The organism is Pseudomonas sp. S2_E02, from assembly GCF_054668355.1.
The window spans coordinates 668,127-691,441 of record NZ_CP162761.1 but is presented as its reverse complement, the minus strand read 5'-3'; the positions used below and the strand labels follow the sequence as shown (position 1 = coordinate 691,441).

18 protein-coding genes and 1 pseudogene are annotated in these 23,315 nt (G+C 59.0%); 10 read left to right on the top strand and 9 right to left on the bottom strand.

Annotated elements, in window-relative coordinates; genetic code table 11:
- Nucleotides 1–23 precede the first annotated feature (23 nt).
- Nucleotides 24–4,918, bottom strand: a pseudogene (locus AB4O01_RS03065) (NAD-glutamate dehydrogenase).
- Between the two features lie 504 nt (nt 4,919–5,422).
- On the opposite strand from AB4O01_RS03065, the gene AB4O01_RS03060 reads away from it, so the two are divergent.
- From AB4O01_RS03060 to AB4O01_RS03030, 7 genes are all read left to right on the top strand, one after another.
- The gene (locus AB4O01_RS03060) at nt 5,423–5,776 is read left to right on the top strand and encodes a hypothetical protein (protein ID WP_093437909.1); all 354 of its coding nucleotides are present in this window, start codon (nt 5,423–5,425) and stop codon (nt 5,774–5,776) included.
- 272 nt (nt 5,777–6,048) lie between these two features.
- Nucleotides 6,049–7,008: an AAA family ATPase gene (locus tag AB4O01_RS03055; RefSeq protein WP_007913915.1), complete on the top strand. Its 960-nt coding sequence runs from the start codon at nt 6,049–6,051 to the stop codon at nt 7,006–7,008.
- A gap of 5 nt (nt 7,009–7,013) precedes the next feature.
- Nucleotides 7,014–7,958: a DUF58 domain-containing protein gene (locus AB4O01_RS03050; RefSeq protein WP_093437905.1), complete on the top strand. Its 945-nt coding sequence runs from the start codon at nt 7,014–7,016 to the stop codon at nt 7,956–7,958.
- Nucleotides 7,955–8,452 carry a DUF4381 domain-containing protein gene (locus AB4O01_RS03045; RefSeq protein ID WP_460090629.1) on the top strand — a complete coding sequence of 166 codons (498 nt, stop codon included), beginning with the start codon at nt 7,955–7,957 and terminating at the stop codon, nt 8,450–8,452. Before AB4O01_RS03050 ends, AB4O01_RS03045 begins: the two co-directional genes overlap by 4 nt.
- The gene (locus AB4O01_RS03040; RefSeq protein WP_460090628.1) at nt 8,445–9,524 is read left to right on the top strand and encodes a vWA domain-containing protein; all 1,080 of its coding nucleotides are present in this window, start codon (nt 8,445–8,447) and stop codon (nt 9,522–9,524) included. Before AB4O01_RS03045 ends, AB4O01_RS03040 begins: the two co-directional genes overlap by 8 nt.
- Complete coding sequence (locus tag AB4O01_RS03035) at nt 9,521–11,260, top strand: tetratricopeptide repeat protein (protein WP_460090626.1); 1,740 nt, start codon at nt 9,521–9,523, stop codon at nt 11,258–11,260. The genes AB4O01_RS03040 and AB4O01_RS03035 overlap by 4 nt, the downstream gene beginning before the upstream one ends.
- A complete protein-coding gene (locus AB4O01_RS03030) occupies nt 11,257–12,894 on the top strand; it encodes a BatD family protein (RefSeq protein ID WP_460090625.1) in 1,638 nt (545 codons plus the stop codon). Before AB4O01_RS03035 ends, AB4O01_RS03030 begins: the two co-directional genes overlap by 4 nt.
- Before the next feature lie 112 nt (nt 12,895–13,006).
- Here the strand turns inward: AB4O01_RS03030 and AB4O01_RS03025 are convergent, their stop codons facing one another.
- The 8 genes from AB4O01_RS03025 to AB4O01_RS02990 all read right to left on the bottom strand — a co-directional run bounded on the left by AB4O01_RS03025 (nt 13,007) and on the right by AB4O01_RS02990 (nt 17,575).
- Entirely contained in the window at nt 13,007–13,309 is a 303-nt protein-coding gene (locus AB4O01_RS03025) for a hypothetical protein (protein ID WP_460090624.1), read from the bottom strand.
- 103 nt (nt 13,310–13,412) lie between these two features.
- The gene (locus AB4O01_RS03020; protein WP_460090623.1) at nt 13,413–13,853 is read right to left on the bottom strand and encodes a hypothetical protein; all 441 of its coding nucleotides are present in this window, start codon (nt 13,851–13,853) and stop codon (nt 13,413–13,415) included.
- 211 nt (nt 13,854–14,064) lie between these two features.
- Entirely contained in the window at nt 14,065–14,367 is a 303-nt protein-coding gene (locus tag AB4O01_RS03015; protein WP_175554550.1) for a hypothetical protein, read from the bottom strand.
- A 691-nt stretch (nt 14,368–15,058) separates the two neighbouring features.
- The gene (locus AB4O01_RS03010) at nt 15,059–15,469 is read right to left on the bottom strand and encodes a hypothetical protein (protein WP_320337006.1); all 411 of its coding nucleotides are present in this window, start codon (nt 15,467–15,469) and stop codon (nt 15,059–15,061) included.
- A gap of 56 nt (nt 15,470–15,525) precedes the next feature.
- Nucleotides 15,526–15,939, bottom strand: a complete 414-nt coding sequence (locus tag AB4O01_RS03005) for a hypothetical protein (protein ID WP_093437870.1) — start codon at nt 15,937–15,939, stop codon at nt 15,526–15,528.
- A gap of 80 nt (nt 15,940–16,019) precedes the next feature.
- The gene (locus AB4O01_RS03000) at nt 16,020–16,361 is read right to left on the bottom strand and encodes a hypothetical protein (protein ID WP_134173654.1); all 342 of its coding nucleotides are present in this window, start codon (nt 16,359–16,361) and stop codon (nt 16,020–16,022) included.
- Between the two features lie 738 nt (nt 16,362–17,099).
- The gene (locus AB4O01_RS02995; protein ID WP_460090622.1) at nt 17,100–17,258 is read right to left on the bottom strand and encodes a hypothetical protein; all 159 of its coding nucleotides are present in this window, start codon (nt 17,256–17,258) and stop codon (nt 17,100–17,102) included.
- A 125-nt stretch (nt 17,259–17,383) separates the two neighbouring features.
- Nucleotides 17,384–17,575 (bottom strand): hypothetical protein, encoded by a 192-nt coding sequence (locus tag AB4O01_RS02990; RefSeq protein ID WP_460090621.1) that lies wholly within the window; start codon nt 17,573–17,575, stop codon nt 17,384–17,386.
- Nucleotides 17,576–17,787: 212 nt separating this feature from the next.
- On the opposite strand from AB4O01_RS02990, the gene AB4O01_RS02985 reads away from it, so the two are divergent.
- Genes AB4O01_RS02985 through AB4O01_RS02975 form a run of 3 tightly spaced genes read left to right on the top strand, consistent with a single transcriptional unit; the run spans nt 17,788 to nt 23,251 of the window.
- Nucleotides 17,788–19,032 carry an exonuclease SbcCD subunit D C-terminal domain-containing protein gene (locus AB4O01_RS02985; protein ID WP_186624260.1) on the top strand — a complete coding sequence of 415 codons (1,245 nt, stop codon included), beginning with the start codon at nt 17,788–17,790 and terminating at the stop codon, nt 19,030–19,032.
- Nucleotides 19,029–22,670 (top strand): SbcC/MukB-like Walker B domain-containing protein, encoded by a 3,642-nt coding sequence (locus AB4O01_RS02980; RefSeq protein ID WP_460090620.1) that lies wholly within the window; start codon nt 19,029–19,031, stop codon nt 22,668–22,670. Before AB4O01_RS02985 ends, AB4O01_RS02980 begins: the two co-directional genes overlap by 4 nt.
- Entirely contained in the window at nt 22,667–23,251 is a 585-nt protein-coding gene (locus AB4O01_RS02975) for a glutathione S-transferase (RefSeq protein WP_460090619.1), read from the top strand. The genes AB4O01_RS02980 and AB4O01_RS02975 overlap by 4 nt, the downstream gene beginning before the upstream one ends.
- The last annotated feature ends 64 nt before the right edge of the window (nt 23,252–23,315 follow it).

Sequence of the window (23,315 nt, the reverse complement as noted above, 5' to 3'; positions counted from 1 at the left end):
GGGCTTTTTCATTCAGCGCTTACTTACGCCAGTTCAGCCTCGGCATTCGCAGCCACCGCAGGCACTACCGCTTGCCCACTCAACGCCAGATCCAGCAGTTCACGGTTGGCCACGGCATACATGGCGTAGTCCGTGCCGCTTGCCGCGCGGATTTCCACCAGCATGGCGCGCCAGCGCGAGATCATGCTTTCGTGCTGTTCCATCCACAGCGCCAGACGTGCTTCCACGTCCTGAGTGCCGTCGCCCTGTTGCAGGACGGAGATGGTGATCGCGCGTTGCTGCCAGTCGACGTCATCACGGAACGCTTCACGGGCCAGGGCTTGCCAGTTGTTCTCAACCGGCAGCGCGCTGATCTGTTGCAGGTACCAGGTGATGTCCAGCGCACTGCCTACGGCGAAGTAGGCCTTGGCCACTTCGGCAGGGTTCTGCCCGGTCACGTCGGACGCTTCGATGATCGGCAGCAAGGTGTACAGGTGCGAGGTGCCCGCAACCATACGCGCCAGCAATTCCGGCACACCGGCTTCGACGTACGCCTGATAACGCGCCTGCCAGTTTTCACGGATTTCGCCGCTCAGCAGTTCGTCGAGCTTCAGACCCAGCTCTTTCAGGTGCGGACCGAAGTGCGCGGTGTCACGGGCAGCGTTCTGCTCGTTGCGACGGGCACGCAGGAACCAGCGCGTAGCGCGACGGCCCAGACGCATCAGCTCGTCCATCAGCTCCAGCTGTACGTCAGCGCTGACTTGGTAGTCCAGCGCTTCGATCTGACGGAACCAGTGCGGGAGGTGGAAGATGTCACGCACGATCACGTAAGCGCCAGCGACGTTCGCCGGGCTCATGCCGGTCGACTCTTTGAGTCGTTGAACGAAGGTGATGCCCATGTGGTTGACCAGGTCGTTGGCGATCTGGGTGCTGACGATCTCGCGCTTCAGACGGTGACGACGCATGGCTTCGGAGAACTTGCTGACCAGGGTCGGCGGGAACGCCGTTTCCATGTCGCGGGTCAGGTAATCGTCGTCCGGTACCAAGGAGCCCAACAGCTGCTCTTTAAGGTCGATTTTGCTGTACGAGATCAGTACCGACAGCTCAGGACGAGTCAGACCGTGGCCTTCGGCAATGCGCTCGTTGATCTGCTCTTCGGTCGGCAGGAACTCGATGGCACGGTCCAGCTTGCCACGGCCTTCCAGATCACCCATCAGACGCTTGTACTCAGCGATGCGTTCGTAGGCACGACGCGCCGCCAGGGACAGGGCCTGAGTCTGCTTGTAGTTGTTGCCCAGCACCAGGTTGCCGACTTCGTCGGTCATGCTCGCCAGCAACTGGTTACGTTGCTTGTCGGTCATGTCACCGGCCTGAACCACTTCGTTCAGCAGGATCTTGATGTTCACTTCGTGGTCGGAGCAGTCCACGCCACCGGCGTTGTCGATGAAGTCGGTGTTGGAACCGCCGCCATTCAGACCAAACTCCACTCGACCCAATTGGGTCATGCCGAGGTTACCGCCCTCACCCACGACTTTGCAGCGCAGCTCGTTGCCGTTGACGCGCAGTGCATCGTTGGCCTTGTCGCCGACATCGGCGTGACTTTCAGTGCTGGCTTTGACGTAAGTACCGATACCGCCGTTCCACAGCAGATCCACCGGCGCCTTGAGCAAAGCGTTCAGCAGTTCGGTCGGGGTCAGTTTGTCAGCCTTGATGTCGAAGCGTTCCTGCATCTGCGGGGAGATCGCGATGCTCTTCGCGCTGCGCGAGAAGATGCCGCCACCTTCGGACATGATGCTGGTGTCGTAGTCGGTCCAGGCCGAACGCGGCAGGTCGAACATGCGCTGACGCTCGACGAAGCTGGTTGCCGGGTTAGGGTTCGGATCGATGAAGATGTGCATGTGGTTGAAGGCAGCGACCAGTTGCAGCTTGTCGGACATCAACAGGCCGTTACCGAACACGTCACCGGCCATGTCGCCGACGCCGACAACAGTGATGCTGTCTTCCTGAACATTGATGCCGCGCTCGCGGAAGTGACGTTGTACGCCAACCCACGCGCCTTTGGCGGTAATGCCCATTTTCTTGTGGTCGTAACCGGCCGAACCACCGGACGCAAACGCGTCACCCAGCCAGAAGCCGTAATCGATGGCGATGCCGTTGGCGATGTCGGAGAAGGTCGCAGTGCCCTTGTCCGCTGCTACTACCAGGTACGGGTCATCGTCGTCATGACGCACGACGTTGGCCGGCGGTACCAGCGCGCCGTCTTTCAGGTTGTCGGTGATGTCCAACAGACCGGAAATGAAGATGCGGTAGCAGGCGATGCCCTCGGCCGCGATCTCGTCACGGCTGCCGCCCAGTGGCAGGCGACGCGGCAGGAAGCCGCCCTTCGCGCCCACCGGCACGATGACCGAGTTTTTCACTTGCTGGGCTTTTACCAGGCCGAGGACTTCGGTACGGAAGTCTTCTTCACGGTCGGACCAGCGCAGACCACCACGGGCGACGTTACCGAAGCGCAGGTGCACGCCTTCAACGCGTGGCGAGTAGACGAAGATTTCGAACTTCGGCACTGGCTTCGGCAGTTCAGGGATCGCGTGCGGGTTGAACTTGAAGCTGAAGTACGACTTGTTCTGGCCGTTGGCGTCAGTCTGGTAGAAGTTGGTACGCAGGGTCGCTTTGATCAGGTCGAGGTAACGACGCAGGATGCGGTCTTCGTTGAGCACCTGGACGTCGTCCAGTGCGGTCAGAATCGCCTGTTCCAGACGCAGTTGCTTGTCTTCCAGATCGTCGTCGCTGAGTTTGCGCGCCAGATAGAAGCGGGTCTTGAACAACCGGGTCAGCTCGCGAGCGATGTCGGTGTGGTTGTTCAGGGTGCTGGCGATGTAACCCAGATCGAAGCCCAGACGAATCTGCTTCAGATAACGCGCGTAAGCACGCAGCAGCGCCACGTCGCGCCATGGCAGGCCGGCGGTCAGCACCAGACGGTTGAACGCATCGTTTTCGGCGTCGCCGCGAACGATGTGGACGAAGGCGTCCTGCAGGGTGTCGTTGAGTTGCTGGATGTCGAGGTCCAGGCCTTCAGCGGCAGTGAACGCGAAGTCGTGGATCCAGAACTCGCGGCCATTGGTGTGACGCAGACGGTACGGGAATTCACCCAGTACGCGCAGACCGAGGTTTTCCAGAATCGGCAAGACGTCGGACAGCGCCAGCGGCGTGTCGGCGTGGTACAGCTTGCAATGCAGCTCGCGCTGGCCGGAGACCTGACCGAGCGGCTGATAGAAGCTCATCACCAGCGGATTTTTTCGTTGAGGCTCAGCAGGTGCTGCATGTCGACCACGGCCGAATGCGCAGCAAAACGCTCGCGGTAGCCGGCCGGGAAGCCTTTCGGGAAGTCGGCCAGCACGTTGGTGCCGTGGGCTTCGCCGAAGCTTTCGACGGTCAGTGCGGCGTAGTCGTCCTGCCAGCTGCGGCAGGCTTGTACGACTTCTTTTTCCAGCAGCACGGTGTCGATGTCGAGACGGTTTTTCGGGTCGACACGCAGGATCAACTGCACGCGCGCCAGAACCGACTCAGAGAAGAATGTCCAGAATTCACAATCGGAGGCCTTCAGGCGCTCCATCAGCACTTGCTGGATCTTCTGGCGAACTTCGGTGGAGTAGATGTCGCGTGGCACGTAGGCCAGGCAGTAGCAGAAACGACCGTACGGGTCTTTGCGCAGGAACACGCGGATCTTGTTGCGTTCCTGGATCTGCACAATCGACATCACGGTGGTGAACAGTTCGTCGACCGGGGTCTGGAACAGGTCATCACGCGGCAGTACTTCAAGCACCTGCGCCAGTTCCTTGCCCAGGTGAGCCTTGGACTGGAAGCCAGAGCGACGCTCGATTTCTTCGACCTTGCGGCGGATGAACGGGATGACCCGCACGCTCTCGCCATACACCGAGGAGGTGTACAGGCCCATGAAGCGGTGTTCCTTGATGACTTTGCCGTCAGCGTCGATTTCACGGATCGACACGTAGTCCGGGTAGGCCGGACGGTGTACACGGCTTGGGTGCGCAGCCTTGGCGAACGACAGCAGGGTCGGTTCGCGCAGGTAGCTGACGGCGTAGTCTTCGATGCGCAGGTCATCGTAGGTCAGGCCGGTGCGCAGCAATTTGGTCAGGCCGAGGAAGGAGTTCTGGTCGTACTCGATGTGGCCGCCATCGGCCTGATCGGTAACCACGAATTCTTCGTAGCCGAGGAAGGTGAAGTGGTTGCCCACCAGCCATTCCAGGAAGCTTTTGATTTCGTTCTTTTCGTCGGCATCGACGGCGAAGGCGCTGTTGTCGAGCTGGGTGAGGATGTCCTGCACCTTGGCTTTCATCGGCTCGAAATCGGCGACCGCGACGCGGACTTCACCGAGAACCTGTTCCAGCTCTTTGCTCAGCACATTCAGTTCGGCCGCGTTGGCGCAGCGATCGATTTCCAGGTACATCAGCGATTCGTGCAACACGCCTTCGCCGGTGCTGCCCTTCGGCAGGATTTCCAGCAGCTCGCCCTTGCTGCCACGACGTACGCTGAGCACGGTGGTTTGCAGGGTGTGGATGCTGTAGCCGCGGCGGTTCAGCTCGGTACGGACCGAGTCGACCAGAAATGGCAGGTCGTGGTGCAGGACTTCGACCGCGGTGTGGGTCGACTGCCAGCCATGACGCTCGTAATCAGGGTTGTAGACGCGCACTTGCGGTTGCGCGTGATCGAAGCGCTCAAGCAGGCGCCACGCAGAAAGAGTACAGCCAGCGAGGTCGGAGAGGCGACGTTGAGTCAGCTCGTCCAGAGAAATGATGCCGAAGAATTGTTCAGCGAACAGCGCCACTTGTGGCAGTGCCTGTTCACTGATGTGCTGCGCCAGTGCCGCTTGCAGTTGGTGCTGGAAGTCGGCTTTGCTGGCTGCGGTGAAGAACGCCATCTGTGGTACTCCGCTTAAGCTTGTTATTGATGGAAAGCGTCGCGTGCAACACCCCTTTCGGGGCTTGTGTCGCCCTGTTCCTGATTCTCGGGCAGAGGAAACAGGGGGACAGGTGGGTGAAGCTGGACGGGACACTCAGGTCACATTCACCTTCCATAGAATGAGCATCTGCAAAAGCGACTGCCAGCGGTGCCGACAATGCCTTTACGGGTGCTCATCCGTTGCGCAGCTTAAAGGGTGCGACAATGTGTCTGCTTGCGGTGCTGCGACATATTCGGTCATTGGCACGTAAACCGAGGGTCTGGCACCGGTAAACACTAGCAGTCGTGGCGAAAAATGTTGGTCTGAATGCCCGTTTTTACGGTACATGCGTGCCAGAAATGACCATTGATCCATGTCGCGTTCACGACACATCCTCTGACACTCTCACATGCAGAAATTCCCAAGGACTGGCAGAATCGCGCCCATTAGCGACCAACACGCCCCCAGAGGCAGGAATTGACCATGCAAATGACCACCGCCCTACTGATCGTCAACCCGTGCGATGACGAAGAAGACAACATGGCCATGCTCTGCTGCCACAGCGACAAGGGCGATATGTTTCTGATGAGCCGCTACCCGGACGAGGATGAGCTGGAGATCACCCTGGATGGCGAGCCTTCGACGCTGGACGGGGTGAAAGTCACCCTGACTTCGAACCTGTTGAAGATCGAGATTGGTGCGGCGGATGCCGATGCGTTGAACGGGGATGATGTGCTGGAGATCAGCTTTAACCCGGATATGGTTGATCTGGATGAGGTGGTCGAGACTTTGACGAATATCCTTGATGGGACGGGTACCTTCATTAACGAAGTTTGATAGCGTCTGAACCGGCCTCTTCGCGAGCAAGCTCGCTCCCACATTTGATAGGTGCACGCCGCTCAAATGTGGGAGCGAGCCTGCTCGCGAAGAGGCCCGAAAGAACAGCGCCCTTCCCCGGCACTACAAAAATCCAACAAATGCCCCAGTCATTTCCCGCACTTTGCGCAAAATGCCGTTAGTCGCCACCCCCCGCGATGGATTAAAGTAACGCCCCCAGCCCCGGCGTTATCCGAACGCCTGTGGCCACCCCTTTCCAGGAACAGTCACCGATGGAACATCGTGAAGCGCTGCTGGCGCTGCGAACCTTTCTTTCAACGCAGATTCTCGGCCAGGAAAAACTCATCGAGCGTTTGCTCATCGCCCTGCTCGCCGACGGCCACATGCTGGTCGAGGGCGCTCCGGGTCTGGCCAAGACCAAAGCGATCAAAGAACTCGCCGAGGGCATCGAAGCCCAGTTCCATCGCATTCAGTTCACCCCGGACCTGCTGCCGGCCGACATCACCGGCACCGAAATCTATCGCCCGGAAACCGGCAGTTTCGTGTTCCAGCAAGGGCCGATCTTCCACAACCTGGTGCTGGCGGACGAAATCAACCGTGCCCCGGCCAAAGTGCAATCGGCGCTGCTCGAAGCCATGGCCGAGCGTCAGGTCAGTGTCGGCCGCAGTACCTATGAGCTGTCGCCGCTGTTTCTGGTGATGGCCACGCAGAACCCGATCGAGCAGGAAGGCACCTATCCGCTGCCGGAAGCACAACTCGACCGTTTCCTGATGCACGTGAAAATCGGTTTCCCGGACGCTGCCGTCGAACGCCGCATCCTCCAGCAGGCCCGTGGCGAAGCGCTGAACGGCGAGACCAAGCCTGAACGCCGCGTCAGCCAGCAGGCGATCTTTGCCGCACGCAAGGAAATCCTCGGTCTGTACATGGCCGACGCCGTGGAGGAATACCTGGTGCAACTGGTCATGGCCACGCGCAACCCGGCCAAGTTCGACCCGGAAATGGCCGAGTGGATCGCCTACGGCGCCAGCCCGCGCGGTTCCATCGCCCTCGACCGCTGTGCCCGCGCCCACGCCTGGCTGGCCGGTCGCGATTTCGTCAGCCCGGAAGACATTCAAGCGGTGCTGTTCGACGTGTTGCGTCACCGCATCATTTTGTCGTTTGAAGCCGAAGCCGCCGGCATCGATCAGGATCGGGTGGTGCAGCGGATTCTCGACGTCGTAGCCGTCGCTTGACCCCGATGAACGCCCCCCTGCCGTCCGAACCGGGCATCCGCGTCAGCCTCGCCGAGCTGATCGAGATGCGCCACCGCGTGCGTGAAGTGCAGCTGTTTTCCACGCCGAGCCAGCGCAGCCCGCTGATCGGCCTGCATCACTCGAAATTCCGTGGTCGCGGCGTCGACTTCGATCAGGTGCGGGTCTATCAGGCCGGCGACGATGTGCGCACCATCGACTGGCGCGTGACGGCGCGCACCCAGGAGCCGCACACCAAGCTGTTCCATGAAGAACGCGAGCGGCCGATTTTCATCATGGTCGAGCAAAGCACACGGCTGTTTTTCGGCTCCGGGCTGATGTTCAAATCGGTACTGGCAGCGCAAGTAGCGGCGCTGATCGGCTGGGCCGCGCTCGGCCATAACGACCGGGTTGGCGGGCTGGTGTTCGGCGACAACGAGCACTACGAAATCAAGCCACGGCGCAGCAAACAAAGCCTGCTGCAACTGCTCAACCGTTTGGTCAAGGTTAATCAGTCGCTGCACAGCGAGCGCGAGCCGGATCGCGATGCGTTTGGCGTGGCGCTGCGTCGTGCCCGTGAAGTATTGCGCCCGGGCAGTCTGGTGATCGTCATCTGCGACGAGCGCGCGTTGTCCGACAGCGCTGAACAACAATTGAGCCTGCTCTCGCGCCATTGTGATTTGCTGATGCTGCCGCTGTCCGATCCCCTCGATCACGCCCTGCCCGCCGCCGGTCTTCTCCGATTCGCCGAACGCGGCGCGCAACTCGAACTCGATACGCTGAATTTCGACCTGCGCCAGACCTATCGCGCCCAGGCCGAAGCACGCATCGCGCGTTGGGAATTGCTCGCGCAAAAATTGCGGGTATTGCTGATGCCGCTGAGCACGCAAAGTGAAATGGTCGAGCAGATGCGCGAATTCCTCAATCCGCAGCGTCCGGGGAAAGGTCGATGAACGGCCTCGAACAACTGCAACCGCTGATCTCGCCGCCACCGATTGCCTTCTGGCCACCGGCTCCGGGCTGGTGGCTGCTGCTTCTGTTGCTGCCGCTGCTGGGCTACGCCGTATGGCGTCTGCGCCGTTTCATCCCGATGAAGAAACGCCCGATCGTCCGTGCCGAACAGCCGCTCGACCCGGTGCGCGTCGCCGCCCTCGCTGAACTCGCACAAATGCCCAAACCCTACGACGGCGCGCCGGCCGGGGCGTGGTTGCAGCAACTTAACGGCCTGCTCAAACGCCTGTGCCGCAACCACTATCCCTACAGCCAGAGCCACACCCTCAATGGGCGTAAATGGCTGGCGTTCCTCGACAACCGTTGCCCGGCTGCCGGCCTCACCCGTTGGATGGTGCTGGTTGAAGGCGCGTACAAACCGGAATGCAAACTCGACGACAAAGCCATCGCCGGCCTGACCCAGGCTGTCGACACGTGGATTCGCAAACATGTTTGAGTTCGCCTGGCCGTGGATCTTTGTGCTGGTGCCGCTGCCGTGGCTGATGCGCCTGGTGCTGCCAGTGGCGGACAGCGGCGAGCCCGCGCTGAAAGTCAGTTTCCTCGCCGACCTCGAAGGTCTCGTCCGCCGTCGCGCTCGGGCTAATCTGCCGGCGTGGCGTCAACAGGCGCCGTTCATGCTCTTGTGGCTGTTGCTGCTGACCGCCGCCGCGCGCCCGCAATGGCTCGGCGAACCGTTGCCGATTGCCGCCAGTGGCCGCGATCTGCTGGTGGCGGTGGACGTGTCCGGCTCCATGGATTTCCCCGATATGCAGTGGCAGGACGAAGAAGTCAGTCGGCTGACCCTGGTTCAGCACCTGCTCGGCGATTTCCTTGAAAGCCGCGACGGCGACCGTGTTGGCCTGATCCTGTTCGGCAGTCAGGCCTATCTGCAAGCGCCGCTGACCTTTGATCGCCACACCGTACGCGTCTGGCTCGACGAAGCGCGGATCGGCATTGCCGGTAAGAACACTGCGATCGGCGACGCCATCGGTCTGGCGCTGAAACGCCTGCGCCTGCGTCCGGCGCAAAGTCGTGTGCTGATTCTGGTCACTGACGGCGCTAACAATGGTGGCGAAATCGATCCGCTGACGGCGGCAAAACTGGCCGCCAGCGAAGGCGTCAAAATCTATCCGATCGGTATCGGCGCCAATCCCGAGGACAGCGGTTCGACCGGTTTGCTTGGAGTCAATCCAAGTCTGGACCTCGACGAACCAGCGCTCAAAGCCATCGCCGAAGTCACCGGCGGCCAGTACTTCCGTGCCCACGACGGCAAGGAACTGCAAGCGATCAAGGACACCCTCGATCAACTCGAACCGGTCACCCAGCAACCGACTCAGGCGCGCCCGGCACAAGCCTTGTATCACTGGCCTTTGGCGCTGGCGCTGTGGCTGAGTCTGTTGCTGGTCGCGCGTGAATTGTGGCCGGACAACCCGCTGCAACGCCTGTTCACCAAGGAGCTGTATCTGCAAAGTCCGCTGCCTGACTGGCGTGAGCGCCTTAAGCGCTTGCGTCTGCGGAGGCGCCGATGATCGCGCTCTGGCCGCACTGGTTCCGTCCGTGGTGGTTGCTGTTGCTACCGCTGCTGGGCTGGCTGATCTGGCAACTCTGGCATCGGCAGAAGCGCGCCGGGCGCTGGCAGATGATTTTGCCGCCGGCGTTTCATGCCACCCTGCTCAGCGGCGGCAATGGTCGCGACAGCAAACTGCCGTGGGTTGCCCTTGGCGTGGCGTGGCTGCTGACGGTTCTTGCGCTGCTCGGACCGAGTTGGGAACGCGTCGAACAGACCAGCCAGAAACCCGCCGATCCGTTGGTGGTGGTACTGGAACTGACCCCGGAAATGCTCGCCAGCGACTCACCGCCGACGCGACTGGAACAGGCCCGGCGCAAGCTGTTCGACCTGTTGCAGGCGCGCAGCGATGCGCAGACCGCCATCGTCGTCTACGCCGGCAGCGCGCACACGCTGGTGCCGCTGTCGGATGACCTGGCGACCAGCCGCAATCTGCTCGATGCGCTCAAGCCTTCGTTGATGCCGGAAAGCGGCCATCGTGCCGATCTCGCCGTGAGCAAAGCGCTGGCCTTGCTCAAACAAGGCGCGCTCGGTCAGGGGCGGATTCTGTTGATCGGCTCGTCATTGAACGAAGAGGAACGCCAGGGTATTCGGCGTGCCCTCAACGGTGAGTCGGCACAACTGCTGATGCTCGGCGTCGGCACCGCCGAAGGTGCGCCGATTGCCCAAGAGGACGGCAGTTTCCTCAAGGACGAGCAAGGCGCGATTCGCGTGCCGCAACTCGACAGTCCGGGCCTGAGCGCGTTTCTCAACAGCGTCGGTGGCGAATACCACCCTGCTCGCCTCGACGAAGCGGATCTTGGCGCGCTCGGCCTGCTCAACGGTCCGCGCAGCCTGCGCGACGACGGCCAGACCGTGCGCCTCGATACCTGGGCCGATCAGGGTTACTGGCTGCTGTTGCCGCTGTTGTTGCTCGCCGCTTGCGCCGGGCGGCGCGGCTGGTTGTTCTGCCTGCCCTTGCTGTTCTGCCTGCCGCAGCCCAGCTACGCTTTCGACTTCGAAGACCTGTGGCTGCGTCCCGACCAACAGGGCCTGCATTTGCTCAAGCAAAAGCGCCCGGTCGAAGCCGCCCAACATTTCGAAGATCATCAGTGGCAAGGGGTGGCGTTGTACGAGGCCGGCGACTACAGTGGCGCCGCCCAGCGCTTCGCCGAAGGCAGCGACGCCCGCGCCCACTACAATCGTGGCAACGCCTTGGCGCAAAGTGGTGAGCTGGAAGCGGCAATCGACGCCTATGAACAGGCACTGGAACTGCAACCGGATTTGCGCCCGGCGCAGACCAACAAGGCGCTGGTGGAAAACCTGCTCAAGCAGAAAAACACACCGCCGCCCGCCGAGCCGGACACCAAACCGAGCGAACAGCAAAGTCTGCCGGGCGACGAACCACCGCCAGCGACCGCACCGCCACCGGCGGTAAAAAGTGAAACCCAGAGCGAGGCGCAACCGACCGAATCGGCCAGCGAACCGCCACCGACCACACCGCCGCAGCCTCGCCCCAACGAGGTGCCGGGCAGCGACGAAGAAGAGCAAACGGACACCGTGCCGACGCTGCGCCCGAGTGAAGACAACCTCGAAGGCGAGCAACGTCAGGCACTGGAACAATGGCTGGGCAAGATCCCCGACGATCCGGGCGAATTGCTGCGACGCAAATTCTGGTACGAACAGCAACAACATCAGGATCAGGAAAACACTCGATGACCCGCTTCACCGCTCTCTTGCTGCCCCTGCTGCTCTGCACGGCCACCGCCCACGCGGCCGAGCTCACAGCCAGCGTGGATCGCAGTCGCCTGAACTCCGGCGAGACGGTCGAACTCACCCTCGAAACCAGCGACGTCACCCAGTTCGGCAAACCCGACCTGACCGCGCTGGAAGCGTTGTTCGAAGTGCGCGGCACGCGGCAAGTCAACCAGCTCAACACCCTCAATGGCGACAACCGCGCGACCACGCGCTGGATCATCACTCTGCTGCCGAAAGAAAACGGCAGCGTGGTCATCCCGCCGCTGCAACTGGGCGACGCGCAGAGCCAGCCGATCACCGTGCAAGTGGTCGAGAGCGACACCCGCGAGAACCAGAACAGCCTTGATCCGGTGTTCATCGAAGCCAGCCTCGATCAGTCCAGCGTCTACGTGCAGGCGCAGGCGATCCTGACTTTACGCATCTACCATTCCGTTTCGCTGTACGACGACAGCAGCCTGACGCCGCTGCAAATCGCCGATGCGCGCATCGAACAGCTCGGCGACACGCGTACCTACGAAAAAGACCTCAACGGCGTGCGCCATGGCGTGATCGAAATGCGCTATGCGATCTACCCGCAACACAGCGGTTTGCTGACCATTGCGCCGCAGACCTTCAGCGCCACACTGGTCGACACGCAGCCGTCTCAGGACGCCAATGCGCAGGGGCCGAAACCGGGCAAACTGATGCGCGTCAGTTCCGCCGAAATTCCCCTGACCGTCAAACCCAAACCGCTGACCTATCCGGTCGACGCGCCATGGCTGCCCGCGCGCAGCCTGAGCCTCAGCGAAAGCTGGAACCCGGAACCGGAACACACTCAGGTCGGTGATTCGATGACGCGCAGCCTGACCCTGAAAGTCGAAGGCCTCGCCAGCTCACAACTGCCAGCGCTGCCCGCCACCGACGTCAACGGCCTGCGCCGCTACCCCGATCAACCGGTGCTGAGCAACCAAAGCACCGACCGGGGCATCGTCGGCAGCCGCGAAGAACGCGAAGCGCTGGTGCCAAGTCGCAGCGGCGCCATCGAATTGCCGACGGTGGACTTGGTTTGGTGGAACACCTTCGAAGACCACCTGGAACACAGCAGCCTGCCGGCGCGCACTCTGCAAGTGGCCAACAACCCGAGCCTGCAAGTCGACACCCCGACCGGCAACCTGCAACCGAGCATCGTCGATAACGATGTGTTGTGGTGGTGGAAACTCAGCACCCTGATCCTCGCCTGCACCACCCTCCTCGGCTTCGGCCTGTGGTGGCGCGCACGCTGGCAACCGGCGGTGCATCGCGCCGCCCAAACCGGCCCGAGCCCGCGCACGTTGATGGATGACATCAAGCGGGCGAGCCAGGCGAATGACCCGCAGGCGACGCGGCAGGCACTGGATGCGTGGGCGCGGCAGCAGCCAGAGACACTGGCGGACATGGCAGCGCGGTTTGTGCCGTTGTCGGATGCGCTGGACGGGTTGAATGGTGCGCTGTACAGCGAGACGGGGCAGCACTGGCAGGGTGAGGATTTGTGGCGGGCGATTCGGACTATTCCGGCGGCGGAACGGGTGCAGGATCCGGTGGGTGATAGTGGATTGCCGCCGCTTTATCCGAAGTAAAAGCAAAAGATCGCAGCCTTCGGCAGTTCCTACAGAGGGTATGTGTAGGCGCTGCCGAAGGCTGCGATTTTTCGATTTTGCTTTAGGGAAAAAAGGCTGAAGACAATCAGAATCAATAGTCGAATTTCGTTTTCACTTGTTCGCCTTCGCGATAGGAGAGAACAAATGCCTTCCAGGGCTCACCGCGAGCGACTGCATGCACGTGTAATTTTTCTACAAGCGCATAGATTTTCGAATGATTGAAATCAGTTTCAGCGTCCCAGATTTCTGAGCCATTTTTTTCAACGGCGAGGTCTGCCTCCATATAGTTCCCCCCCCATTCAACGCGGTATCGAAAGGCGTCATAACCGTGAACAATTCCGGCCTCAACCAGCTGAAAAATGGCTGCCACAAGTTCAAAATCTTCAGCAATCACTCTCTCTCCTCCGGAAATTGATTGTTCCAATCATCCCCTCTTCTAAGTGGATCCCTCAGGGACAGACCACGTTTTTACTTAAACGAGGTCTGTCCCAGTATCCTCAGTGATCAAACACAGAACGAATATGTTCCGTGAGTCCAATTAAATCCTCGTATGCCACTGGACCAAGTAAAGGTTCATGAATGGACAAATAGGCCGCTGCCGTCATGTTTGCTTGCAAAGCACATTCACCCACGTCCCACAACCTTGACGGTGCAATCATCCAGTTAATCCCAGGTAGCCCTTCTCGTGACCGGCCAACAAGCGACCATGGTAAAGACCCCTTGTAGCCTTCCACGGCGGCCTTTAACTTGTCGATATCAACCTTGCTAATACACTCAAACCTGAAAGCGATGAAGGGTGGCAGCGCAGAATCATCCTCCCGCTGCATTTCATTCGCGACCCTTACTTTTGGAAAACGCTGTTGATACTTTTGCCACTCCAATACGCCAATTTCAGCAATAACATTCAGGAGATGGCCTTCTTCATTTTCAACTGTCATAAATTAAAGACCTTTGATCCCTCGAGACAGACCGCGTTTATTTAAACGGGGTAAAACGGGGACAGAATACGTTTTTGGAACACTTTCTAAGCGTGGTCTGTCCCATTATCCTCCGTCCGAGCGCAGTCTATCTGTACCTGTCAGGTAAACGACAAGAGGCGGCAAGTGCCGCCTGCTGCAATCCCGGGATGCCAGAATGTGTCATCTCGAATCAATACTGGAATTTCGTTTTCACTTGCTCGCCTTCGCGATAAGACATGACAAATGACTTCCATGGTTCTCCACGCTTGTCTGCGTTGGCCTGTAATTCGCCTACAAGACGCAGAATTTTCGCGTCGTTCATATCGGTCTCGACGTTCCAGTCCTCCACTCCGTCCTTCTCAACACCCAGCTCCGTCTCAATGTATCCCTCACCCAACTCGACACCGTAGCTGAATGCATCGTAGCCATGGACGATACCGGCTTCGACTTCCTGGAAGATTTCCTGGACGATTTTTATATCTTCAGTAATCACTATATAACCTCCGGAATTTGATGGGGCTCGTTTTTAAAGAGTACGGTTTTAGCCTTCCCATCAATTATGTAAGTAACTCTCATCGCGTCAGGACGGACTGACCCAGGGTCTTCACGCACGAACCTGACGGTCGTTACACCAACTGTTTTTGATGGATCGTCCAGCGCCTCTCTAACCCTGTTTTCATAGAACATTTTGCGCAGAACCGGCGCAGAACCGGGGACGCAGAACCGGGCAGAACCGGGGACAGACCACGTTTATTTAAACGTGGTCTGTCCCATTATCCTCCATTATCCTCCGGTATGAAGGAGGATACGCTTCGAGATGCTGCCACGAAGCGCAGGCAACGAAGTAATTCAAATGCGAAAAAACGGACGGCGAGTGCAGTCCATCGTTCCGGACATAAGGTCACGCTTTTGAAAAGACTTGGGTGAATTACTAATTGAATTTGGTCTTCACTTGCTCACCGTCGCGATAAGACATGACAAAAGATTTCCAGGGTTCGCCACGCTGCACGGCATTCGCCTTTAAATCTTTTGCCAAAAAAGACAGAATCGGGGACAGACCACGTTTATTTAAACGTGGTCTGCCCTATTTATAGCTTCCTCGACCTAACACAACAGCGTACCGACTGTTCATCAAATCCTTACCGATTCTAATCTCAGCCCCTTTCTTCCGTTTCAGTGATGACCTATGGCAATTTCAGTATCACAACCTCGTCAGAACCATCCGGCAATTCGAGAAGCCACTTCCATTGCTCCAGAACTTTCCTCCACTCCTGCAACGTAAACCAGCTTTGCGGCTGCCCAGTCCAGTCATCGTTGACCAGAATATCGACCTGTACTCCCTCATCACTCATATTCAACAGGACATCGTTTCCCCCGTCAGTGATTGAAGCTTGCACGCCCGCCTCTACAGATGACATAGCTGCCAGCAGACGATCACAATCCTCCGGAACTTGTGCGATGGCATCAAGAACGCTGCACACATAAAGCTGATAGCGTTCAGCGTCTTCCTGATCAGAATTCACTTCAACGATCGCGTGAAACAACTGTCCTTGGGGATAGGTACCGCCGGCGGTTTGATAAAATTTCAGTTCCATAAATGCCTTGGAATTTACGACTACTCCTCAGTTCGTACGCTGAGGGTCTACATTTTCTATGTCAGTTGGACTAACACAACCTCATCTGACCCCTTGGGCATCTCCAAGAGGTACTTCCAACTTTCAAGAATTTTTTGCCATTCCTGCAAGGTGAACTTGCTTTCAGGCTGACCGATCCAGTCGTCATTGATCGATATGTCAACCTGCACACCCGTGGTATCAATATTCAATACAACGTCGTTTCCACCCGCACAAATTGATTGCTCTGTGCCATCCAGTACCGACGCCAGATACCCAAGCAGCCGGTCACAACTTGCGGGGGTTTGTGCGACGGCATCCAGCACACTGCAGACATAAAGCTCATAGCGTTGAGCCCCTTCCTGTCCAGGACTCACTTGCGCCATGTCATAAAAGACCTCACCCACAACAGGATGAGGACCGGCTGAATGATGAAAAAACTTCAGTTCCATGAATGCGTCCGATACGTAAGGTTCATAGACAGAAAAAACCGTTGTGCGCGGATCCCCTCGGAATAAAACCACACTGCCCGTTAATTCGCGCTTTTTCCATAATCAAACCCTTCAGGAATATCTGGCCAGACTGGTTTTACGAGCAGCGCATCCAGATCGTCAAAGATGTCCCTGAAAAAATTCGCGAGATCCATGAAGTTCATCCGTGAATGCACCAGCGCCGCCGTCAACATGACATCATCGCCACTCTCCCTGGCGGAGGCCATTTTAGACATACTGAAAAGAGCAATCTCGAGCCTTTCCGCCAACTCGGACTCCCAGTTCAGTTTGTAATCAGCCTCCCAGCTATCGCCATCAAAATCACCGGTCTTTTCTTTTACCAATTGGATGATAAGGTTTTTAACCGACTCGAAATCATTCATCTCAACGTTCTCTTTTTGCACACGGGTATTTTTAGATAGAACCGGGACAACGCCCGGTTCAAACGTTATCTGCCTCCGTTTAACCCGCATGAACCGAACGTAAAAGCCAACGTTATAAAAGGACTTCAATCAAGCGGCGCCCAATACCCACGAAAAGGAGGATCGGGCGCAACCAAACGCCAGACCACTGCGCTGTCGGTGCATTTGTACCAACACTCATCAAACCCCGGACCGGCGAAGCTGTCTGTTACCGGAACGCGTTCCGCAGCCCCACTACTTGATGATTGATCCAAACCACAAAACGATCATATTCGCCCAGCGAATAGAACTGCTCGATTACACACCATTCGCAACCCACCGTGCGTACTCCCACCTGACACGAATATTTTTTGAAGCTTGTCGGACAACCACCAAGTGCTCGGCTATCTGAAGACAGAACCGGGACAGAACCTCCCTCCACGCCAGATTCACACCGCCTAAGGCCCTTCGGAAATGATGTCCAACTCGTCCCACAGCATTGAAAGCCCCAGGCTTTTCATGTAAGTACCAAAATCCATAAAAGGTTCAACGCCAACTTTCTCAATTGCAAACCAGATGGCGTCACACTCTGGACATATAAATAGCTCAGTCCCGGTAGCCCTGATACTGGCACCGACAATGTGGTCCTGCTCGCACCTCGGGCAAAGTATCTTCACTGTCCGTATTCTCCGGGCGGAAAGCCTGCCAACCCACTATCAATCATTTCTTCACCTGATAAAACGTAACCACCGGGCCGTAATTCTCATCGGAGTTCGACACCTCGACACTGAATAACTTGTCCGGGAATTTTTCCTTCAGCACCATGCGCCAGGCAAACCCAATGACCTCGCACAACTGAAGAAATATGGCGGTCGACACGCCATCTCCGTATTGACCAAAAACATCGTAGAGCTTCACATAATTCAACAACCGTTCAGCCTCTGCCATGTCGTGAGAGGCTAGGCTCAAGCAGCGCGCCAACGTTTCTACTGAAAAATTTCGCTCTAGAAAAACGCCCCTTGAGACACGACGAACGTCGGGAAGAACAACGTCGAAAACACCAGCATCTGTTCCGGGTGGCATTGATCATTGATATACGAATGCATATCCAACCCCTCCTGATTCGACCACTGTTTCTTCCAGGCATCATATTTTTCAGTGTCGGTAACCGGGGGAATAGAGTTGATCAGTTGCACTGCGTTTGCTCCATGCGGTCGAGGCAATATCAATATGATGGCCAGATACTAGATAGCCGCCATTTGGGCGTCAATGAAGGGATTCATCGATATGCCCTGTTGTACCCTGACCCGACAAGCCCCACTCGCGCAATAATCTGTAAACTCTCCCCTCTTTCGCCGCCCTTCATTTCCCCGCGGCCATCACCTCTTCAAATGCACCGGAGTTCACCTTGCGTCTGTTCCACACCTCCGACTGGCACCTTGGGCAAAACCTGCACGGCCAGGAGCGCGATTTCGAGCATGCGTGCTTCCTCGAATGGCTGCTGCGCCAACTGCAACTGGCGCAGCCGGATGTGCTGCTGATTGCCGGGGACATCTTTGATACGGTCAATCCGCCGGTCAAAGCTCAGGAACGCCTCTACGATTTCATCGTCAGCGCCCACGAGCAGCAGCCGTTGCTGACCATCGTGATGATTGCCGGCAACCATGATTCCGGCTCGCGGATCGAACTGCCCGCGCCGCTGATGCGCCGTCTGCGCACGCATGCGCTGGGCCGGGTGTTGTGGCTGGATGACGGGCAACTGGATGCCGAACGCCTGCTCCTGCCGTTGCCGGATAAAACCGGCGAAATCGCCGCGTGGTGCCTGGCGCTGCCGTTCCTGCGTCCGGCGGAGGTGACGGGCGCGCATCTGGGCGACAACTATCTGCGCGGCATCGGTCAGGTGCATGAATGGCTGATCGAGGCTGCCAACGCCAAGCGCCAACCCGGTCAGGCGCTGATCGCCATCAGCCATGCGCATATGGCCGGCGGTTCGGTGTCAGAAGACTCCGAGCGCAGCCTGATCATCGGTAACGCTGAAGCCCTGCCCGCCAGCCTGTTCGGGCCGAGCATCAGTTATGTCGCCCTCGGCCATTTGCACAAGCCGCAGAAGGTCAACGGTGAAGAGCGCATCCGCTATAGCGGTTCGCCGATTCCGTTGTCGTTCTCGGAGATCGGCTATCAGCACCAGATTCTCGACGTCACTCTCGACGGCGAAACCCTGGTCAGCGTCGAGCCGAAACTGATCCCGCGTTCGGTCAATCTGCAGCGCATCGGCCCGGCACCGCTGGCCGAAATCCTGCTGCAACTGGCCGACCTGCCGAACATCGACCTGCTCGCCGAAACCCAACGCCAGCCGTGGCTGGAAGTGCGCGTAACCCTCGACGAGCCACAGCCGGATCTGCGCCATCAAGTCGAAAGCGCCCTGCAAGGCAAAGCTGTGCGCCTGGTGCGCATCGCCGCCGAGTACGCCGGCAACCGAGGCGCTGACGGCGTCGAAGACGGCACCGCGCTGATCGAACTCGACCAGCTCACTCCGCAGGAACTGTTCAGCCGCGCTTGGCTCGACAACTATGGCAGCGAGGTCGACGAGCAAACGCTGAAGGACTTCGCCGAACTGCTGCAGGACGTACAACTGGAGGGCGAGCAGCCATGAAGATTCTCGCCATTCGTTTGAAGAACCTCGCCTCGCTGGCCGGGCCGTTCGAGATTGATTTCACCGCTGAACCATTGGCCAGTGCCGGTTTGTTTGCGATTACCGGCCCGACCGGCGCGGGTAAAAGTACTTTGCTCGACGCCTTGTGCCTGGCGCTGTTTGGCGCCGTGCCGCGCCTGAACAACACCGGCCGTGACGCCAAGGTTCCGGATGCCGACGGTGAAATCGCCACCGGCGACCCGCGCACCTTGCTGCGTCGCGGTACCGGCGAAGGTTATGCCGAAGTGGATTTCGTCGGTGTCGATGGCCGTCGCTATCGGGCACGTTGGGAAGCTAATCGCGCCCGCGAGAAGGCCGGCGGAAAGTTGCAGGCCAGCCGGCAGAGCCTGCGCGACATCGATCAGGATCAACTGCTCGCCAGTCAGAAAGGCGAATACAAAACCCAACTGGAAGCCGCGCTCGGCCTGAACTTCGAACAGTTCACCCGCGCCGTGCTGCTGGCGCAGAGCGAGTTCAGTGCGTTCCTCAAGGCCGACGACAACGACCGCAGCGAACTGTTGGAAAAACTCACCGACACCGCCCTGTACACCCGTCTCGGCCGCCGCGCCTTCGACAAGACTAAAGAAGCCCGCGAAGCGCATAAGCTGTTGCAGGATCAGGCGACCGGCGTGACCCCGTTGGCGCCCGAAGCGCGGGCCGAGTTGGATGAGCGCTTCAACGCCGCGCAACAGCAAATGAAGTTGCAGCAGGCGCAGCTCAAACAGCTTGAGCAACAGCACGGCTGGCTCAAGGATTTGCGTGTGTTGCAGGACGCGCAGCAAGCGGCCGCCGAGCAATTGCACAGCGCGCAACAGCATTCGGAAAGTCTGGCCGGCGAGCGGGTAAAACTGACGCGACTGGAGCAGCTCGGCCCGCAGCGGCATCAGTTCGCGCGCAAAAGCGAACTCGATGCCCTGCTGACGCCACTGGCCGCGCAAATTTCCGCGCACACCCGGCAACATGCCGAACTGACTGAGCGCCAGACGCAACTGGAGCAGAATCTCGAAGCAGCGAAAGTCGCTCTGAGCGAAGCGCAACAACGGCAAAGTGAAAACGCGCCGCTATTGCGTCAGGCCTTCGAAGAGCAAAGCACCCTCGCCCGTCTGGCCAAGGATGTCGCGCAAAGTACCGAAGCCAGGCTCAATGCGCAGCAGGCTTGCACCGAGGGCCAGAATGCCATTCAAGCCTTGCTGGATAAACAGACCCAAGTCGCCGAACGCCTGCAACGCATCGCCGCTGAGCTGGAGCAAAGTACCCATCTGGCACCACTGAGTGATGCGTGGAATGCCTACCGCGATCGCCTGCAACAGTTGATGTTGATCGGCAATCGCTTGAACAAGGGCCAGACCGAACTGGCGAGCCTCGAAGAAAACGCCACGCGCAGCGCCGCAGAGCTGACCACGCAAAAGCAGCAACTGGAAGTACTGTTCAAAGAGGCCGGCGCCGAACCCGACGCCGTCGCTGAGCAGATCGGCATCCTCGGCACGCTGTTGCAGGACAACCGCAAGCAACTGCGCGCCTTCGAAGATTTATCACGCCTGTGGGCCACGCAACAGGATCTGGAAAAGCGCAGCGCCGAGTTGCAACAGCGCCAGCTCAGCGCCCAGCAGGAACGCGAACGTCTGACTCAGGACGGCGTGAAAACCAAAGCCGAGCTGACCGTCGCCGAGCAAACTCTCAACGTCACTCGCGAACTGCTTGAACGCCAGCGTCTGGCGCGCAGTGCCAGTGTCGAAGAATTGCGTGCGCAGTTGCAGGACGATCAGCCGTGCCCGGTCTGCGGCAGCAACGAGCACCCGTATCATCAGCCTGAAGCGCTGCTGCAAAGCCTCGGTCGCCACGACGAAAGCGAGCAGGCTAACGCCCAGCAAGTGGTCGATCAGCTCAAGGAAAAACTCACTGAACTGCGCGCCGAAGTCGTTGGCGTCATTGCTCAGCAGAAAGAACTGCTGCAACAGCAGGAACAACTGGCCGCCCAGCAGCAAGCGTTGGCGCCGAGCCTCGACGCGCATCCGCTGTCCACGCTGTTGTTCAATCAGGACGCCGACAAGCGCGATGCCTGGCTCGCCCGGCAAAACGAGCAACTGAACCAGAGCATCACTCAGGACGAACAACGCCAGAACGCCCTGCTCACCTTGCAACAGGATGCCGCGCGGCTGACCCAGCAATTGCGTCAGGCCGAAACCGCGCACCAGCAAGCCGCGCAGCACCTGAGCAATCAGCAGCGCGAGCTGAGCAGCGACCGTCAGCGTCTCGACGAAGAACTCAGCGCGTTCGGCAGTTTGTTGCCGGCCGACACCCTGGAAGCCTTGCGCCAGGAACCGGCCGCGACGTTCATGCAGCTCGACCGGCAGATCGCCGAGCGCCTGGCGCAAGTCGAGCAGCAGAAAGAAGAACAGGCCGAGCAGCAACAGCGCCAACAGACGCTGGAGAAAGAACAGGATCGCCAGCAGACCCGCGCACAGCAGTTGCTCAGCGCCGAACAGCAATTCACGGCACTCACCGAGCAACAGCAAACCTGCCAGCAAAAACTCGCCCAGTTGCTTGGCGAGCACAGCAGCGCCGAGCACTGGCAGCAGCAGCTTGAGCAAGCGGTCGAACAGGCGCGCAACGCCGAAACCGCTACCGCGCAGGAACTGCAGAATGTGCGCACGCAACGGGTGCAGATCGCCGCCGAACTCAAGGCGCAACAAGAGCGTTTGCAGGCACTGGAAAACGAAGAGCAGGACCTGGCCGGCAAGATTGCCGAGTGGCGCGCCCGCCACCCGGAGCTGGATGACGGTGGCCTCGAAGATCTGTTGCGAGTCGATGACGGGCAAGTCGCCGAACTGCGCCAGCGCTTGCAGCACAACGAAAAAGCCATCGAACAGGCCAAGGTGTTGTTGCAGGAGCGTGATCGCTTGTTGCTCGATCATCAGGCGCAGCACAACGGCAATCTCGATGCCGAACAACTGGCCAGCGCCCTCGCCGACCTGCAGAACCAGTTCACCGTCAGCGAACAGCAATGCGCCGAACTGCGTGCCGAACAGGTCGAAGACCAGCGCCGGCAAAACGCCAATCAGGCGCTGGCGCAGCAGATCGCCTCGGCCTATGCCGAGTATCAGCGCTGGGCGCGATTGAGTGCCTTGATCGGTTCTGCGACCGGCGACACCTTCCGCAAGATCGCCCAGGCCTACAACCTCGATTTACTGGTGCATCACGCCAACGTGCAGTTACGCCAACTGGTCAAGCGCTATCGCCTGAAACGCGGCGGCAGCATGCTCGGCCTGCTGGTGATGGACACGGAAATGGGCGATGAGCTGCGCTCGGTGCATTCGTTGTCTGGCGGCGAAACTTTCCTCGTATCGTTGGCGCTGGCGTTGGGTCTGGCATCGATGGCGTCGAGCACGCTGAAAATCGAATCGCTGTTTATCGACGAAGGCTTTGGCAGCCTCGACCCGGAGTCGCTGCAACTGGCGATGGATGCGCTGGACGGTTTGCAGGCGCAGGGCCGCAAAGTTGCGGTGATTTCCCACGTACAGGAAATGCACGAGCGGATTCCGGTACAGATTCAGGTGCAGCGTCAGGGCAATGGTTTGAGCACGCTGGAGGTGAAATGAACACGCTGTACTCCTTCCGCCGCTGCCCGTACGCGATGCGGGCGCGGATGGCGCTGCGTTATTCGGGTGTGCCGGTGGACATCATCGAAGTCAGCCTCAAGGCCAAGCCGGCCGAGATGCTGGCGATCTCGCCCAAGGGCACTGTGCCGGTGCTGGATGCCGGTGGGCAGGTGATAGACGAGAGTCTGGAGATCATGCGCTGGGCGTTGGCGCAGAATGATCCGCAGGATTGGTTGCTTGATGGCGACTCGCGGATTGCTGAATTGATCGAAGCGAATGATCAAGGGTTCAAAGTGCATTTGAATCGCTACAAATACGCCGAACGTTACCCGGAGCAACCGATGGAGATTTATCGGGCTGAGGGGGCGCTGTACTTGCAGAGGCTGGAGGAGCTGCTGACCGATCGCGATTACTTGCTGGCTGATCATCCGAGCCTGGCGGATATCGCCCTGCTGCCCTTCGTTCGGCAGTTCGCCCATGTTGATCGTGAGTGGTTTGCGCAGACGCCTTATGTTCGGTTGCAGGCCTGGTTGCAGCGCTTCCTTGAGTCCGAGCTCTTCACTTCGATCATGAAGAAATAACCCTTACCTTCCTGCTTTGATCGTTCCCCACGCTCTGCGTGGGAATGCCTCAAGGGACGCTCTG